General features: G+C 27.4%; 13 protein-coding genes. 9 read left to right on the forward strand and 4 right to left on the reverse strand.

What is annotated here, in order from left to right; translation table 11 throughout:
• Positions 1 to 14: 14 nt before the first annotated feature.
• Both CLOACE_RS07230 and CLOACE_RS07235 read right to left on the reverse strand, forming a co-directional pair.
• Positions 15 to 1,352 (reverse strand): dihydrolipoyl dehydrogenase family protein, encoded by a 1,338-nt coding sequence (locus tag CLOACE_RS07230; protein WP_070110436.1) that lies wholly within the window; start codon positions 1,350 to 1,352, stop codon positions 15 to 17.
• Between the two features lie 56 nt (positions 1,353 to 1,408).
• The gene (locus CLOACE_RS07235; protein WP_070110437.1) at positions 1,409 to 1,768 is read right to left on the reverse strand and encodes a glycine cleavage system protein H; all 360 of its coding nucleotides are present in this window, start codon (positions 1,766 to 1,768) and stop codon (positions 1,409 to 1,411) included.
• Positions 1,769 to 2,175: 407 nt separating this feature from the next.
• Between CLOACE_RS07235 and lplA the strand changes: the two genes are divergently transcribed.
• Positions 2,176 to 3,150 (forward strand): lipoate--protein ligase, encoded by a 975-nt coding sequence (gene lplA / locus CLOACE_RS07240; protein ID WP_070110438.1) that lies wholly within the window; start codon positions 2,176 to 2,178, stop codon positions 3,148 to 3,150.
• A gap of 429 nt (positions 3,151 to 3,579) precedes the next feature.
• Positions 3,580 to 5,112 (forward strand): GTP pyrophosphokinase, encoded by a 1,533-nt coding sequence (locus tag CLOACE_RS07245; RefSeq protein WP_070110439.1) that lies wholly within the window; start codon positions 3,580 to 3,582, stop codon positions 5,110 to 5,112.
• A gap of 352 nt (positions 5,113 to 5,464) precedes the next feature.
• Here CLOACE_RS07245 and CLOACE_RS07250 read toward each other — a convergent pair whose 3' ends face one another.
• On the reverse strand, positions 5,465 to 6,142 hold the full coding sequence (locus CLOACE_RS07250; RefSeq protein WP_070110440.1) for a Crp/Fnr family transcriptional regulator: 678 nt from the start codon (positions 6,140 to 6,142) through the stop codon (positions 5,465 to 5,467).
• Positions 6,143 to 6,301: 159 nt separating this feature from the next.
• On the opposite strand from CLOACE_RS07250, the gene CLOACE_RS07255 reads away from it, so the two are divergent.
• The gene (locus CLOACE_RS07255; protein ID WP_070110441.1) at positions 6,302 to 7,027 is read left to right on the forward strand and encodes an ATP-binding protein; all 726 of its coding nucleotides are present in this window, start codon (positions 6,302 to 6,304) and stop codon (positions 7,025 to 7,027) included.
• 141 nt (positions 7,028 to 7,168) lie between these two features.
• Positions 7,169 to 8,836 carry a hydroxylamine reductase gene (gene hcp / locus CLOACE_RS07260; RefSeq protein WP_070110442.1) on the forward strand — a complete coding sequence of 556 codons (1,668 nt, stop codon included), beginning with the start codon at positions 7,169 to 7,171 and terminating at the stop codon, positions 8,834 to 8,836.
• Between the two features lie 436 nt (positions 8,837 to 9,272).
• Here hcp and CLOACE_RS07265 read toward each other — a convergent pair whose 3' ends face one another.
• Positions 9,273 to 9,449 carry an H-type small acid-soluble spore protein gene (locus CLOACE_RS07265; protein ID WP_070110443.1) on the reverse strand — a complete coding sequence of 59 codons (177 nt, stop codon included), beginning with the start codon at positions 9,447 to 9,449 and terminating at the stop codon, positions 9,273 to 9,275.
• Between the two features lie 569 nt (positions 9,450 to 10,018).
• On the opposite strand from CLOACE_RS07265, the gene CLOACE_RS07270 reads away from it, so the two are divergent.
• The 5 genes from CLOACE_RS07270 to CLOACE_RS07295 all read left to right on the forward strand — a co-directional run bounded on the left by CLOACE_RS07270 (position 10,019) and on the right by CLOACE_RS07295 (position 15,720).
• On the forward strand, positions 10,019 to 10,909 hold the full coding sequence (locus CLOACE_RS07270; protein ID WP_070110444.1) for an acyl-CoA dehydratase activase-related protein: 891 nt from the start codon (positions 10,019 to 10,021) through the stop codon (positions 10,907 to 10,909).
• A gap of 3 nt (positions 10,910 to 10,912) precedes the next feature.
• A complete protein-coding gene (locus tag CLOACE_RS07275; protein ID WP_070110445.1) occupies positions 10,913 to 12,010 on the forward strand; it encodes an acyl-CoA dehydratase activase-related protein in 1,098 nt (365 codons plus the stop codon).
• A complete protein-coding gene (locus CLOACE_RS07280; protein ID WP_070110446.1) occupies positions 11,991 to 12,971 on the forward strand; it encodes an acyl-CoA dehydratase activase in 981 nt (326 codons plus the stop codon). The genes CLOACE_RS07275 and CLOACE_RS07280 overlap by 20 nt, the downstream gene beginning before the upstream one ends.
• A 451-nt stretch (positions 12,972 to 13,422) precedes the next feature.
• Positions 13,423 to 14,643 carry a M16 family metallopeptidase gene (locus CLOACE_RS07285; RefSeq protein ID WP_070110447.1) on the forward strand — a complete coding sequence of 407 codons (1,221 nt, stop codon included), beginning with the start codon at positions 13,423 to 13,425 and terminating at the stop codon, positions 14,641 to 14,643.
• A gap of 420 nt (positions 14,644 to 15,063) precedes the next feature.
• On the forward strand, positions 15,064 to 15,720 hold the full coding sequence (locus tag CLOACE_RS07295; RefSeq protein WP_242866422.1) for a CPBP family intramembrane glutamic endopeptidase: 657 nt from the start codon (positions 15,064 to 15,066) through the stop codon (positions 15,718 to 15,720).
• Positions 15,721 to 16,218 lie beyond the last annotated feature (498 nt).

Raw genomic sequence — 16,218 nt, forward strand, 5'->3', positions numbered from 1 at the left:
TGCAAAGCATAATTTTAACCTACAAGACTAAATAAAGCGTCTTTTAAACATTCACTTAAAGTAGGATGAGCGTGAACGCATTTTGCTACTTGATCAGCAGTCATACCAGCGTAAATTGCTAAAGCTGCTTCACCAATCATAGTAGCTGCTTCAGGTCCCATTATATGAACACCTAAAATTTTATTATTTTCATCAGCTATAACTTTAACAAATCCTTCAGCTTTTCCCATAGCTAAAGCCATGCCATTAGACATGAAATTGGATTTACCTATTTTTATTTTTAATCCTTTTTCTTCAGCTTGTTGCTCAGTTAATCCTACAGAAGCAATTTCAGGGTCAGAAAATACACAATAAGGAACGCTATTATAGTCAATTGTATAATCTTTTCCAGATATAGCATAAACTGCTGCCATAGCTTCATATTCTGCTACATGGGCAAGCATCATACCACCAGTTACATCGCCTATAGCATATACTCCATCTAAGTTAGTTTTCATATATTTATCTACTTTTATACCTTTTTTGTCGTATTCAATATTAGAATTTTCAAGACCATAACCTTCTAAAATTGGCACCATACTAGAAGCTAAAACTAATCTATCACATTCTATTTCTTTTTCTCCCTTCGGAGAGCTGCCGTATACTACAATAGAGTTTTCCTTCTTTTCAACTTTAGCTATTTCAAAGGAATCAATCATTTTTATTTTTCTCTTTTTTAAAGTAGATATAAGTCTCTTCTTTATATCCTTATCACTTTTTCTTAGAACTTCTTTAGAGTGTTTTAGCATAGTAACTTCTTTGCCCATTTCCTTTAGCATTACTGCAAATTCAACTGCAATAACTCCAGCACCCATTACAACTACAGATTTTACTTCATCAGTTTTCCACAAATCTTCTCTAGTTACTCCAATATCACCTTTTATTACTTCCTGCAAGTTATTGTTTTCAAATTTTATATCCATAGATTTTGAACCTACAGCTATAATAATATTTTTACCTTCTATTACTTTTTTACCTTCTTTTGTTTCTACTTCAATTTTTTTAACATCAGAAGTATCTTTTATAGTACCAGTACCAAATATTACATCTACACTGTGCATTTCCATAAGCTGTGCTATACCTTCTCTTAATGTTTGAACTACAGCTTCTTTTTTATCCCACATATTTTTTACATTACCTATTTTTCCTATTACATCACTATAATAAGCTTTAGTAGGTATGCAACCTCTATTAAGGCACATTCCTCCTAGGTAATCTTTTTCAATTAAAGCAGTTTTAATACCAAATTTACCTGCTAGCTCAGCAGCTCTATAACCACCAGGTCCACCACCTAGTACAATTAAATCGTACATAATCATTACTCCTAACTTTTATATTATAAAAAACAGTATACAATTTTTTTTATTTACTATTTTTGACATTGTTCATTATATTTTTCTAAAGAAAGAAGTTCATCTAATTCGCTAGCATCATCTAATTTGATTTTTACTATAAATGTTTCTTCTGGATTAGCATTTAAAATTTCTGCATCATCAGAAACTTCTTCATTAATTTCCACAACATCACCAGATATAGGAGATGGAAATTCTCCTTCAGCTTTAGCGGCTTCTATACTAAATAAAGTATCATCTTTATCTATGTGATCTTCTTCTTCAGGCATATCTACAAAAGTTATTTTACCCATTTTACCTTTTTTAAATTTAGTTAATCCTAACTCTGCTATATCTCCTTCAACTTTTACCCATACATGTTCATTAGAAAATTTCATTTTACATACCTCCCCTACGTATACTTTGTAATTCCATAATACTGCCACAATTTAATTAAGTCAAGCAGTTTTTTTGTAAAATATTATAGATATATAAAAATATATGTCTTTTAATCAATATATTTTAAATAATTACTAATAATAAAATAATTGAAAGATATAAGCCATAAAGTCAATGAAATGCAGCTAAATACTTGATATAGCCTGTTAATAGTATTAGACAAATTATAAAAATTATTTAATACTATTAATACCATACATAAAATATTTTGTAATATACTATTATTAAGAATAATAAGTAAAATTTTAGGATTTAAATTTAGATTTTAAAATTCTTTTAATGATTTAAATATGTGTTAATAAAAAATTATAATATAAATTAAATTATATTTAACAGGAGGGTGAAAATGCTATATATAAAAAACAATAACAATAGTCCTCATTTTAATTTAGCTTTAGAAGAATATTTGGTAAAAAATTTTAATGAAGATTTTTTCATGCTATGGAGGGATTATCCTTGTGTAGTAGTAGGAAAAAACCAAAATACTTTATCTGAAGTAAAAATTGATTATATAGAAAAATATAAAATACCTGTTATAAGAAGACTTTCAGGTGGAGGAGCAGTTTTTCACAATTTAGGAAATATAAATTTCACTTTTATAAGCAACAAAAGTGACAGCTTTAATGATTATAAAAAATTCACTAAACCCATAATAGACGTGCTAAATAAACTAGGTGTAAAGGCAGAGTTTTCAGGGAGAAACGACATAACTATTGAAGGCAAAAAAATATCAGGAAATGCTCAATATGAATACAAAGGAAGAGTACTTCACCATGGAACATTACTTTTTTCTTCTACTAGCCAAGATGTATCAAAATTTTTAAAAGTTAAAGAAAGCAAATTTAAAGACAAAGCTGTAAAATCAGTAAATGCTAGAGTTACTAACATACAATCTCATTTAAAACAGCAAATGAATATTGAAGAATTTATAAATATTTTATTAGACCATGTTTCTTCTTTAGAAGGTGCAAAAGAATATAAAATTACAGAAGAAGATATTAATAATATAAACAAGCTTATGGAAGAAAAATACTTAAAATGGGAATGGAATTTTGGAAAATCTCCTAAATATAACTTTAATAAAGAAGTTAAGTACCCTGGGGGGTTATTAGAAATGTTTTTATTTGTAGATAAAGGTATAATTAAAGAAATAAACATAAAAGGTGATTTTTTTAGCAAGTTTGATGTTTCTAATATAGAAAATGCATTAGTAGGTGTTCAACATAAAAAAGATGCTATAATAGAGATACTATCTCTTTTCAATATACAAGATTATTTTTCAAACATATCCTTAGAAGAAGTGGTAAACGCTATGTTTTGAGAGTTAAGAGTTAGGAGTTAGGAGTTAAGAGTTGTGGAGAATTTTTCTCCATTGCCATTAGGAAAAATTTTTGATTTTAGGAGTTAAGTAGCAAAATTTTGGTAAGAATTTTATTTTTACTCAGGCTGTTGATAAACATAATTTGTCAACAGCCTTCTTAAATTTATTAATTATAGATTTCTTGAGGTACGAAAGAAATCCTCCATAACTCTTAACTCTTAAATCTCAACTCTAAACTAAAAAAGTGTAAGCAATTGTGCTTTATATTATTTTATAAAAAGGTTAAAATAGTTATTAGCAACATAAGGAATTTTTATTGTGAATGTGTTAATAATTTGTAATAGTGTAATTATGCTATTAATTATAAAAATTGTATTGTTAAGAGTACAAGTATGAATTAAGACAAGTAAAACATTAAGGAGGATAAAAGTGGGGTTACAAATATTTGAATTTATTGATGAAACTACGCATAATCTTGAGAATATTAGGGGAGAATTGGAAATAGCCTCTAGAGATTTAGAAAAGTATTTGGATACAATGTTAATAGATGATACTGAAGGATATTTAAATATAACTTCTAGAGTAAAATCTTCTTTCAGTTTAAAAGAAAAGATTATTAGAAATAATTATTATAAAAAATATAGCTCTCCAGAAGAAGTGCTTTATAATCTTTCAGATTTAATTGGTGTAAGAATAGAGTGTAGATTTATAGAAGATGAAAATGGTATATATAAATTTTTGAAAAAGTTTTTTAATAGAGTTTATAAAGATGGAATGTACTATAATGCCAATAATGAAAAAATAAGATTGGATTTATCATCACAGCAACCTCAGGTTCAAAAAAACGGATTTAAAATATATAAAATAGATGGAGTTTACGATTTTAATGATAAAAAAATAAATTTTGAACTTCAAATAAAGTCTTTGGTAAATATATTTTGGGGGGAAATAGAGCATAAAATAATATATAAAAATTATAATTATATGCTTACAAATAAATTTTTTAAAGAAATGATGGATTCTATAAAAAGCAATCTTTCAATGATGGACAATCAACTTCTTATAATTTATGAGCAATTTAACAAAATAAACTCAACAGATGAAAGTGTAAGGAAAAGTCAAATGGAGGCAGTATTGTCAAAAATAATTTATGATATATTCTCTAGAAAAATAAAAAATAATATAGGATTTATTATGGATTTTAGAAAATCCTGTGATTTAATTATGGAGTATATTTTCCGTTCAAATAATGCTGAAAACTTAGATGAGTATAACAGCACTTTGTTAACTACACTAAATAGACTAAATGAAATAGGAAAAAATGATGTAGATTTTAATAGTGAAATAACTTTTGAAAGAACAATAATATTAGAAGATGATTTTTCACGTATAGTTGGTGAATCTATACTTAAATCTATAAATGTGGATTTTCATTGGAATTTATTTTTTAGAATTTTATTTGAAATTGAACTGGGAAACAATGCAGAAGACTTTGAAACATTTATAAGTTTCCTTAAAAATAGATTTTATGAAAATGAAAGTTTTGTAAAATTAAATAGTAAATTTAATTTTGAAGAAAAAGAACATATTAAAAATTCAATTATGATTAAAATAGCTTATGCTTTTAAAGAAGTTAATTCTATAGATTTTATTCATGAAAACACAATTAAAGAAATTAATAGAATAGTTAGAGGATTTATAAACATAATTTGTAATAGCATAAATTCCTATGATGAATGGATAAATATGAAAAATATATATTTAGAACTTTTGTATATAAAGATTTTATCTATATTTAATTATAATATAGACACTAAAAAAGTAATTGAAATTATAGATAATGTTAAAGAAAATTGCAAACAAATAGAAATAAGTGAAAGAGTATTAAAATACATTGGCAAAATAGATAAATTTAAAGAAATGAGAGCAGATGAGGTTATAGATTTATTTAAACTTCTGTAGCAAAAATTTAAAATTAGAATATTAGAGTAATAAAATTAATACAAAAAATGTACATGCCTTTAAATAATGTCATTAGGGGTGGCAATGGGTTTTAGAAATAATTTGAATAAATTTTAGACACTCTTAGAATAAAAAATAAAAAAACTCCGTAATTCATCACAGGACGTGATGAGCCAATTTCCGCCCCAAGGACGGGGCATAAATTGGGTAGGAGTTTTTTTATTTTTTATTCTTAGAGTGTCTTAATGAAATGATTTATTTCTAAAACCCATTGCCACCCCTAATGACATTATTTAAAGGCATGTACATTTTTTGTATTAATTTTATTACTCTAATATTCTAATTTTAAATTTTAGTGTAACGAGTATTTTAAATCTTCTAAGTTTAGTATTTTTATGGTGTTTTTGTTGAAGTCTATTAGTGAGTCTTCTTTCATTTTGGTTAATTCTCTGGAGAGAGAAGGTCTTTGTATGCCTAGTTGTTCTGCTAGTTCTTTTCTAGAACAAGGTAGTGTTAAAGTTAAACTTTTTTGTATGCTGTATTCATCTAAAATGTAGCTAGCAATTTTTTGTCTTAGTGTTTGATAAGACATAGTTGTAACTTTTTTATTTAGCATAAGTATTTTGTTAGATAAAAGTCCCATAAAATTGTTTAAAATAGTGGAATTTAAATTGCAAAGTTTAATAATATCCTGTTTTGATATAAACATAACTTGTGAATTATTATAAGAAGTTATAGTGGAAGGGTACACATTCATATCTGAAAATATAATTACTTCTCCAAATATATGTCCTGAATCTAAAACAGTTAATGTAACAGTGTTTCCAGAGGCATAAATTTTTTGGACTTGCACTTGTCCTTTAATAACAATACCCATCTTTGTGCATTTTTCACCTTCAAAAGCAATATTTTCATCTTTAGAATAATTAATTATTTTATAATCTATGTTTTTAAGCAAATATTCTATTTTTTCTTTGGAAAAGTCTCTAAATAAAATACATTTATTCAGTGAGTTTATTATGCATTCCATTAAAATTCTCCTTTATTATAAAAAATATTTATTATGGTAACAAATGTTACGGATTTATTGATTATATTCTAATATAATTAAAATAACAAATCAACAAATACTGTAAATAACAGATTGTAAACTGAAATATAAATATTATAGAATTAGGAGGAAAACAAAATGAAAAGAAATATTGTAAATATAGATGAAGCAAAATGCAATGGTTGTGGATTGTGTGCAAAGGCTTGTCATGAAGGAGCTATTGAAATTATAAATGGAAAAGCAAAACTTGTAAGTGATGAGTACTGTGATGGATTAGGGGATTGTCTTCCAGAGTGTCCAACAGGTGCAATAACTATAGTGGAAAAGGAAACAGTTCCTTATGATGAAGATGCAGTGGAAAGAAGAAAAGAGGAAATGAATAAGAAAAAAGTTGCACCAATGCCTTGTGGATGTCCAGGCACAGCAGCTAGAAAAATAGAAAGAAAATCTTCAATTAAACCAGCTGAAAACACAGTTTCTTGCCAATGTTCAGAAGTTAATTCTGAATTAATGCAATGGCCAGTTCAATTAAAATTGGTAAATACTAAAGCTTCATATTTTGAAAATGCAGATTTATTAATAGCAGCAGATTGTACTGCTTATGCTTATGCAAATTTCCACAGAGATTTTATAAAGGGACATATTACTGTAATAGGTTGTCCAAAACTTGATGATAATGAGTACTATGTGGAAAAACTTACTGAAATATTAAAAAATAATAATATTAAGAGTATAACTGTAGTTAGAATGGAAGTTCCTTGTTGCAATGGCATTATAAATGCAGCAAAGAAAGCTATGCTTAATTCTGAAACTATAGTTCCTTATAAAGAAGTAGTAGTAAGTACAGAAGGAAAATTAATTTAAAGTATGTAATTTTTAAACTGCTGTATATTTTCTACAGTATTTGAAAGTATACAGCAAAATAAAAAGAAAGGACTAAAAAATATGCTATCAAAAATTTTAAATTTTTTTAATAAAAACTATACTAAAAAGGGGGAAATTAATATGTCATGTAATGGATGTTCATCATGTAATTCAATGTTTTGTTTTCAATGCGAACAAACAGCAGGAGGAAAGGGTTGTACTAAATTTGGAGTTTGTGGAAAAGACCCAAGAGTGGCAGCACTTCAAGATTTATTAGTATATGAATTAAAGGGAATAGGATTTTATGGAGAAAAATTAATAGAAAAGGATATAGAAATAGAAGATAGAATTGATAAATTTGTAATGGATGGAATTTTTTCTACATTAACTAATGTGAATTTTGATGAAGATAGATTTGTAGAATTATTAAAAGAAGCAGAAGAAATAAAGAAAGAATTAAAAGGGAAAATAGCACAATGTAATTGTAATGCACCAGAAGAAGCTTTGTATGAATTGCCAGAAGATAAAGAATCTATGCTTAAAGATGCCAAAAGGGCAGGAATTATGTATAATGCAGCTTTAAATGAAGATGTAAGATCATTAAGAGAAATGCTTATATACGGGCTAAAAGGAATGGGAGCTTATGCTCATCATGCTTATGTACTAGGCTATTCTTCAAAGGAAGTAAATAAATTTTTCTATAAAGCTTTAGCAGCAGCGGCAAATAATAGCTTAACTGTAGATGATTTATTTAATTTAAATATGGAATTAGGACAATCTAACTTTAAATGTATGGAAATATTAGATAAAGCTAATACTGAATCCTATGGAAATCCTACACCAACAGAAGTATTAGTTACAAAGAAAAAAGGACCTTTTATAGTAGTATCAGGACACGATTTAAAAGACTTAAAACAATTATTAGAGCAAACAGAAGGAAAAGGAATAAACATATACACTCATGGAGAAATGCTTCCATGTCATGCTTATCCAGAACTTAAAAAATACAAGCACTTAGCAGGAAACTACGGTGGAGCATGGCAAGACCAACAAAAAGAATTTGATAAAATACCTGGTGCAGTATTAATGACTACAAATTGTATTCAAAAGCCAAAAGACTCTTACAAAGATAGAATATTTACATCAGGAGTAGTAGGTTGGCCAGATGTAGCATATATACAAGAAGTAAATGGCAAAAAAGACTTTACACCAGTTATAAATAAAGCATTAGAACTAGGTGGATGGAAAGAAGATGAATTAGAAAAGAAAATCTTAGTAGGGTTTGGACACAATGCTACACTAAGTTATGCAGATAAAATAATTGATGCTGTAAAACAAGGACAAATAAAACACTTCTTCTTAATAGGAGGCTGTGACGGTGCAAAACCAGGAAGAAACTACTACACAGAATTTGCACAAAAAACACCAAAGGATACTGTAATTTTAACTCTAGCTTGTGGAAAATACAGATTTAACAAACTAGACTTTGGAACTATAGGAGAATTACCAAGATTACTAGATGTAGGACAATGTAACGATGCTTACTCAGCAGTAAAAATAGCATTAGCTTTAGCAGACGCCTTTGAATGCGGAGTAAACGACTTGCCGCTTACACTAATTTTATCATGGTACGAACAAAAGGCAGTGTGTATACTATTAACATTATTATCCTTAGGTATAAAAAATATTCACTTAGGTCCAACATTACCAGCTTTTGTATCGCCTAATGTATTAAATGTACTAGTAGAAAAATTTAATGTAACACCAATATCCACGCCAGAAGAAGACTTAAACAAAATATTAGGATAATTTTTATAATTAATTTAGAAATTTATATAAAGAATCCAGTAGGAATTTTGTTTCTACTGGATTTGCTAATATTATGTTTCTTTATCATAATAAAATGCTTATTTACCATAATAAAATCTTTAATGCAGCAAAAATAAAAATGCATACACTTTAAATAATGGCATTAGGGGTGGCAATGGGTTTTAGAAATAAATCATTTCATTAAGAGACTCTAAGAATAAAAAATAAAAAAACTCCTACCCAATTTATGCACCGTCCTTGGTGCGGAAATTGGCTCATCACGTCCTGTGATGAATTACGGAGTTTTTTTATTTTTTATTCTAAGAGTCTCTAAAATTTATTCAAATTATTTCTAAAACCCATTGCCACCCCTAATGCCATTATTAAAAGTGTATGCATTTTTATTTTTGCTGCATTAAAGATTTTGTTTCAAAAATTAAATTTCTTTTAAATCAAAAACATTTACTGTAAATTTGTTTTTGGTTTCTAAATTTTTAACTACTACTTCATTATTTTCTTCAATAACATTTTCTATCCAAACAGGATTTCCTTTATACTCAACATCAATTACACCTAAAGATTGGAAAATTTCGTTAGCTCTTTTTATATTCATTGTTATTCTCCTTTCTATATTAGTATATTTAGTGTTCCCTTTGTGTAAAAAAAAATTGCATTGCAATTTTTTTGGAGTGAGAGTTTTGGAGAATTTTTCTCCATTGGCATTGCGAAAAATTTTTGATTTTGTTTTAAACTTTTTTATATATTATTGTATTTTAAATTGAGATAATTTCATAGAAAAAATAATCTGTTTGAAAATAATAATATTAGCAGGTATGAAGAGAGTTTGTAAATAATTTGAATAAATTTTAGAGACTCTTAGAAGAAAAAATAAAAAAACTCCGTAATTCATCACAGGACGTGATGAGCCAATTTCCGCACCAAGGACGGTGCATAAATTGGGTAGGAGTTTTTTTATTTTTTATTCTTAGAGTGTCTTAATGAAATGATTTATTTACAAACTCTCTTCATACCTGCTAATATTATTATTTTCAAACAGATTATTTTTTCTATGAAATTATCTTACATTATTAAAAAAATTTATAGGTTTTGAATTATTTTATCTAATATGGATATATTACATAAATGTGGTATAGTTTTTGGATTGGAGGAGAATATATTAATATGAAAATAGGAATTCCAAAGGGACTTTTATATTATAAATATTACCCTTTTTTTACAAGCTTTTTTACTGAATTAGGTGCTGAAATAGTGTGTTCAGCAGATACTAATAAAGAAATATTAGATGAAGGAATTAAGCATTGTGTTGATGAAGCTTGTCTTCCTGTAAAAGTGTTTCATGGACATATTGCTTCTATAAAAGATAATTGTGACATTATTTTAATACCTAGATTAATGCAAGTTAAAGAAAGAGAATTTATATGTCCTAAATTTTGTGGATTGCCAGAAATGGTTTTAAACAGTATGTCTAATATGCCTAAAACTATAACTGAACCTATTTATGCTACGTCTAGAAAAAAACTATTTAAATGGGCAAAAAAAGCTGGTTCAATGATTACAAAGGACAAATTCAAAATAAAAAAGGCATTTAACATAGCATTAAATAAGCAAAAATCTTTTTCTACAGGTATAAAAAATAACAACTTTAAATTGAATATTGCATTAGTAGGTCATCCTTATAATATATATGATAATTTTGTAAATATGAATTTGGTTAAAAAGCTAAATGAATTAGGTGCTGGTGTTTTAACTTTAGAATACATAGATGACAAATTTATAAATAAGGAAGTAAAAGAACTTTATAAAAGACCCTTTTGGACATTTGCAAGAGAAAATTATGGTTTTGCAAGTCATGTAGTGAATAGTCAAAAAGTTGATGGAATTATATATATATCTTCATTTGCTTGTGGAATAGATTCTGTAGTGGTGGATCTTATAAAAAATAAAATAGGCGATTTTCCTTTTATGCTTTTAAAAATAGATGAACAAACAGGAGAAGCTGGTATTGTTACTAGAATAGAGGCATTTGTGGATATGCTTGAAAGGAGTTGTTAAGATTTGAAAATAACTTTTCCTCACATGGGAAATGTGTGCTTAGCAGCAAAAGCACTATTTGATGGTCTTGGAATAGATTATATAATGCCACCTTTAAATAGTAAATTAGCTCTTGAAATTGGCTCACTTTATTCCCCAGAAGATATATGCTTGCCTTTTAAAATAATGATAGGAAATTACATGCAAGCTATAGAAAAAGGAGCAGATACAGTGATTCTTACTGGAAGTTGCGGTCCTTGTAGATTTGGAGAGTACTGTGAAATGCAAATGAATTTACTAAAAAAGCTTGGACATGATATAGATTTTATAGTTATGGATATGCCAAAAGATATAGGAAAAAAAGAATTATTAAATAGAATAAATAAAATATCTTCAAAAAGTAAAAAGACAAAATTAGAAAAAGTTAAAGCTTTGTTTAATGCATTAAAGGTAATTAATTTAATTGATGAAATAGAAGCAAAGGCTCATTATATGGCAGGTTATGAAATAGTAAAAGGTCAATGTAGAAAAATATTAAGCAATTGTAAAATGGAATCTTTAAAATGCAAAAAAACTGAAGATATGATTAATTTGCTTTTATACTATAAAGATAAAATAGACAATGTATCTATAGATAAAAATAAAAAACCAATTAAAATTGCTATAATAGGTGAAATATACACTATAATAGAGCCTTTTTCAAATCTTTGTATTGAAGATAAACTTATGGAATATGGTGTTTCTACTAAAAGAGAACTTACACCTAGTTGGTGGGTTAAAAATATGGCATTATCCCCTGTAAAATTAAATCAATTGGAAATAAAAAAATATGCTAATGAATATTTATCTTTTCAAATTGGAGGTCATGCCAGGGAATGTATAGGAGAAGCAATTTTAGCTCATAAAAAAGGATTTGATGGTGCTATTCAAATATTTCCTATGGGATGTATGCCTGAAATTGTATCAAAATCCATATTGCCAAAAATATCAAAAGATAAAGATTTTCCTATTATGACTTTAGTAGTAGATGAAATGACTGGAGAAGCAGGATACATTACAAGAATAGAAGCTTTTGTAGATTTACTTGAAAGGAGAAAAGACAATGTATTATCTAGGTGTTGATGTAGGGTCTGTTAGTACAAATTTTGTACTTTTAGATAAAAAAATGAATGTAAAAGATAAGTTATATATAAGAACAAAAGGAAGGCCTATAAGAACTATTCAAGAAGGTTTTAACATTTTAAAGAAAAAATATGGTAATGCTAAAATACTGGCAGCAGGAACTACAGGTAGCGGAAGACAAATAGCTTCCACTATTATTGGAGCAGATGCAGTAAAAAATGAAATAACTGCTCATGCTGTTGCAGCATTGGAAATAGATAAAGATATAAAAACTATAATTGAAATAGGTGGTCAGGACTCAAAAATTATAATATTAAAAAATGGCATAGTTACAGATTTTGCTATGAATACTGTTTGTGCTGCAGGTACTGGTTCTTTTTTAGACAGACAAGCAGAAAGATTAGAAATTCCTATTGAAAAATTTGGAGATTACGCTTTAAAATCAAATAATCCTGTGAGAATTGCAGGAAGATGTGCTGTGTTTGCTGAATCAGATATGATACATAAGCAACAGCTTGGCTACAATGAATCAGATATAATAGGTGGTCTTTGCGATGCTATGGTTAGAAATTACCTTAATAATATAGCTAAAGGAAAAGAAATATTACCTAAAGTATTTTTTCAAGGTGGTGTTGCTGCAAATAGGGGAATGAAAGCAGCTTTTGAAAAAGTCTTAGGTTTTCAAGTATTTGTTCCAGAACATTACAATATAATGGGTGCTATTGGTGCTGCTTTAATTGCAAAATCAGCTGTAGAGAAATGCGGTGGCAGAAGCAATTTTAAAGGATTTACTCTTACAGATAGCAAATTTGTATCCTCCAGTATAGATTGCCAAGGATGCCCAAACCATTGTGAAGTAGTTAAAATCACTGAAAATAGTAAACCAATTGGATACTTTGGAGATAGATGTGGAAAGTGGAATAATGGCATAAAGTTTAGAGAGGAGAATTTGGGAGTTTAGAGTTGAGGGTTAGGAGTTGAGGGTTAGGAGTTAAGAGTTTTGGAGAATTTTTCTCCATTGGCATTACGAAAAATTTTTGATTTTTTTGGGATAGAGTTTTAGTAGTACAATTCCAGTAAAAATTTTATTTTTACTGGAATTGCATTTTTTTGTACTTACTTAAAGAGTTGATAATTTCCCAGTGTTAGCAGGTAAAATGGATTACGTTGAACAGGATTTTAAATATACTTTATAGAGTTTTATAAGGTTTTGGCACCAACTAACAAAATCAAAAATTTTTCGTAATGTCAATGAAGAAAAATTCTCCAAAACTCTTAACTCATAACCCTCAACTCAAAACTCCCAAAACTCCCAAAACCCCTCTCCACCACATGAAGTTGCTAAATTACCTTGTTTTATAAAAATAGCTGCAATATAATATAATATATATAAAAATGATAAAGGTGATATTGTGAAAAAGTTAGTATTAAAAAATGGAATAAAAGTAATATATAAAAAAATAGAAGGAGAAATAACTTCTTTTTCAATAGCTTTAAATGCAGGAGCCTTAGAAGATAATGGAGCAAAAAAAGGACTAGCTCATGTGGTAGAGCATATGGTTTCTAAAGGAACTAAAAATAGAACTGAACAAGAAATAAATATGCAATGTGATGAATTATTTGGCTTTGAAAATGCCATGACTAATTACCCTTATGTAATTTATTATGCTACTTGTCTATCAGCAGACTTAGAAAATGCATTTGAACTTTACTCTGATATTTTATTAAATCCTACATTTCCAGAAAAGGGCTTTAAAGAAGAAATAAATATTATAAAAGAAGAACTTAAAGAATGGAAAGATGACATAAATCAATATTGTGAAGATGAACTTTTATTTAACTCCTTTAAAAATAGGAGAATAAAAGATTTGATAATAGGCAATGAAGAAAGTTTAAACTCCATTACTTTAGAAGATGTAAGAAATTTTTATAATAAATATTATTGCCCAGAAAATATGGTTATATCTGTAGTGTCTTTTGTGGATTTTGAATTTGTAATAAAACATTTGGAAAAGTACTTTGGATCATTTTCTAGAAAATTTCAAGGTATAGAAGAAGAATATTATGAAGACAACAAAAGCAGTATATTTACAAAGGTAAAAGAAAATATAGAAGGAGCAAAAATTCAGTTTTTATTTCCTATACATGATTTAAGTAGTAGGGAAATAGATATTTTAAGACTGTTTAATGTAGAATTTGGAGAAGGTACAAGTAGTATTTTATTTGATGAAGTAAGAACTAAAAATGGACTAGTTTATGATATATCTACTAGAATAGATAATAGTAGGGGAATAAAACTTTTCTATATTTCTATGGCTTGTTCTAAGGAAAATGTAAGCAAATGTATAGATTTAGTTAATAATAAAATAGAAGAATTGAAAAATTGCAGTGGATATTTTACAAAGGATAAAATGCTTAAACTTTGCAGAAGACTTAAATTTAAAAGGGCATTGGCATTGGAACAATCTATTAGATTAAGTATGCAATTAGCACTTTATGAAATTATGTATGGAAATGCTAATAAGGTTTTTGATGAAGTTAAGGGATTGGAAAATATAAAAGAAAAAGAAATAGTACAAGTTATAATAAAGGTTTTTCAAAAACCTTCAATTCAAATACTTCAACCTAAGTAGCGAAATGTAGAATTATTGCGGCATTAGAGGTAGGATATTATTAGACAAAAATGGCTTGGAAATTCTGAGGATATATAACTAGAGTTCGCCTGTAGGTCTTAGTGCTAATTTTAAGGATATGATAAAAACAGGATTTAGACCTATATTTTTAGGTATCATAGTATGGTTTAATGTAGCCGCAGTAAGTCTTATAGTTCAATTTATCACTGGACAAATATAGAATTATTGCGACGTTGAAGGTAGGGTTATTGATTTTCTAAGATTAATAACAGTACTTTATATTTTAAAATTATTTACGACGATAGTCATTTAGTTGTAAATTGTTATTACTTAAATTATAATTAGTGCATAATATAAATTATAATTTAGTACATATTTGTAAGATGTTGTGTTGCAAGGTAATTTACGGGGGGAGTATTTTTGAATATATCTGAAAAAACAAAAATGCAAAGCAAATATTTAATAATGCCAATTATTTGGCATTTACTATATCTACTTTTTAGTGGTAAGATTGACTCAAAATATAGAGTTTATTTTGATTTGATATTTTATTTAGGATTAACAGTATACTTTATAGCTATAGGTTTTATAAATTTTAAGGATTTATGGAATGAGTGGAAAAAAGGCAAAGAATTTTGGCTTTCAGTATTTTATACTTTAATAGCACTAATTGTTGCTTTTGGAATTGGCGCATTAACATCAAAATTATTTCCAAATATTAATGATGGCATGGGCGTTTTTAAAGTAATCAATATACCAACACTTTTAGCATTTACAGTAACAACAATTGTGCTTCCACCAATAGCTGAAGAAGCTTTTTATAGAAAAGGAATACTAAATTTTGATAATAATATTTCATTGTTGATTACAGCTATTATTGGAACTTTATTATATGCAAGTGAACATTCATTGAAACCATTAGGTTTTTTTATAGCTATTATTTGGTCAGTACCATTAACAATATCATATATAAAAACAAAAAATATCTATATACCTATTACTGCACATTTTATATGTAACCTTGCATTTAATGGTATGACTGTTGTTATAATAGCAATAAAATTTTCAGGAATTTAATTTATTTTAAAAATATAGCTATAAAAACTTTTGCGTGAAGAACTTTTAACTGTTTGAACGAATGTGAGTTTTAAAAGTTTAGCAAAAGTTTTTTTCTAGGGTTTAGTTTTTAAGCTTTAAATTTCTTAAGGAGACTTTATCTATATAGCCTGCTAGTTTTTAATTCTTATTTCCCTAAAATTATCTCAATTTAAATTGTAATAATTTATTTTAACGGCTTATAAAAAATTTTCGTAAGAAAATTCGTGCGTAATTTTACTTATAGAAAAAATCTCAAAAAAATAGTAGCCCCGACTCGCAATTGGAAGCTACTATTTTTTAATTATATTAAATTATAGTTATACCAGTTGCCTAAGCAACTATAATTGTATGGTTCATTGTAAAATTAAATGCAACAGATAAAAAATATTAAAACCATAGTGAAAATCATGTATGATATAGGTGTTGAGTATAAACATACAGGAGGTTTTCACTATGGTTCATGATACTGATTATAAC

It is taken from the genome of Clostridium acetireducens DSM 10703 (assembly GCF_001758365.1).
Taxonomy (GTDB): Bacteria; Bacillota; Clostridia; order Clostridiales; family Clostridiaceae; genus Clostridium_C; species Clostridium_C acetireducens.

Coding starts and splice junctions, on each gene's coding strand:
- CLOACE_RS07230 (WP_070110436.1), bottom strand. CDS start 1,352: ATGTACGATTTAATTGTACTAGGTGGTGGACCTGGTGGTTATAGAGCT.
- CLOACE_RS07235 (WP_070110437.1), bottom strand. CDS start 1,768: ATGAAATTTTCTAATGAACATGTATGGGTAAAAGTTGAAGGAGATATA.
- lplA (WP_070110438.1), top strand. CDS start 2,176: ATGCTATATATAAAAAACAATAACAATAGTCCTCATTTTAATTTAGCT.
- CLOACE_RS07250 (WP_070110440.1), bottom strand. CDS start 6,142: ATGGAATGCATAATAAACTCACTGAATAAATGTATTTTATTTAGAGAC.
- CLOACE_RS07255 (WP_070110441.1), top strand. CDS start 6,302: ATGAAAAGAAATATTGTAAATATAGATGAAGCAAAATGCAATGGTTGT.
- hcp (WP_070110442.1), top strand. CDS start 7,169: ATGTCATGTAATGGATGTTCATCATGTAATTCAATGTTTTGTTTTCAA.
- CLOACE_RS07265 (WP_070110443.1), bottom strand. CDS start 9,449: ATGAATATAAAAAGAGCTAACGAAATTTTCCAATCTTTAGGTGTAATT.
- CLOACE_RS07270 (WP_070110444.1), top strand. CDS start 10,019: ATGAAAATAGGAATTCCAAAGGGACTTTTATATTATAAATATTACCCT.
- CLOACE_RS07280 (WP_070110446.1), top strand. CDS start 11,991: ATGTATTATCTAGGTGTTGATGTAGGGTCTGTTAGTACAAATTTTGTA.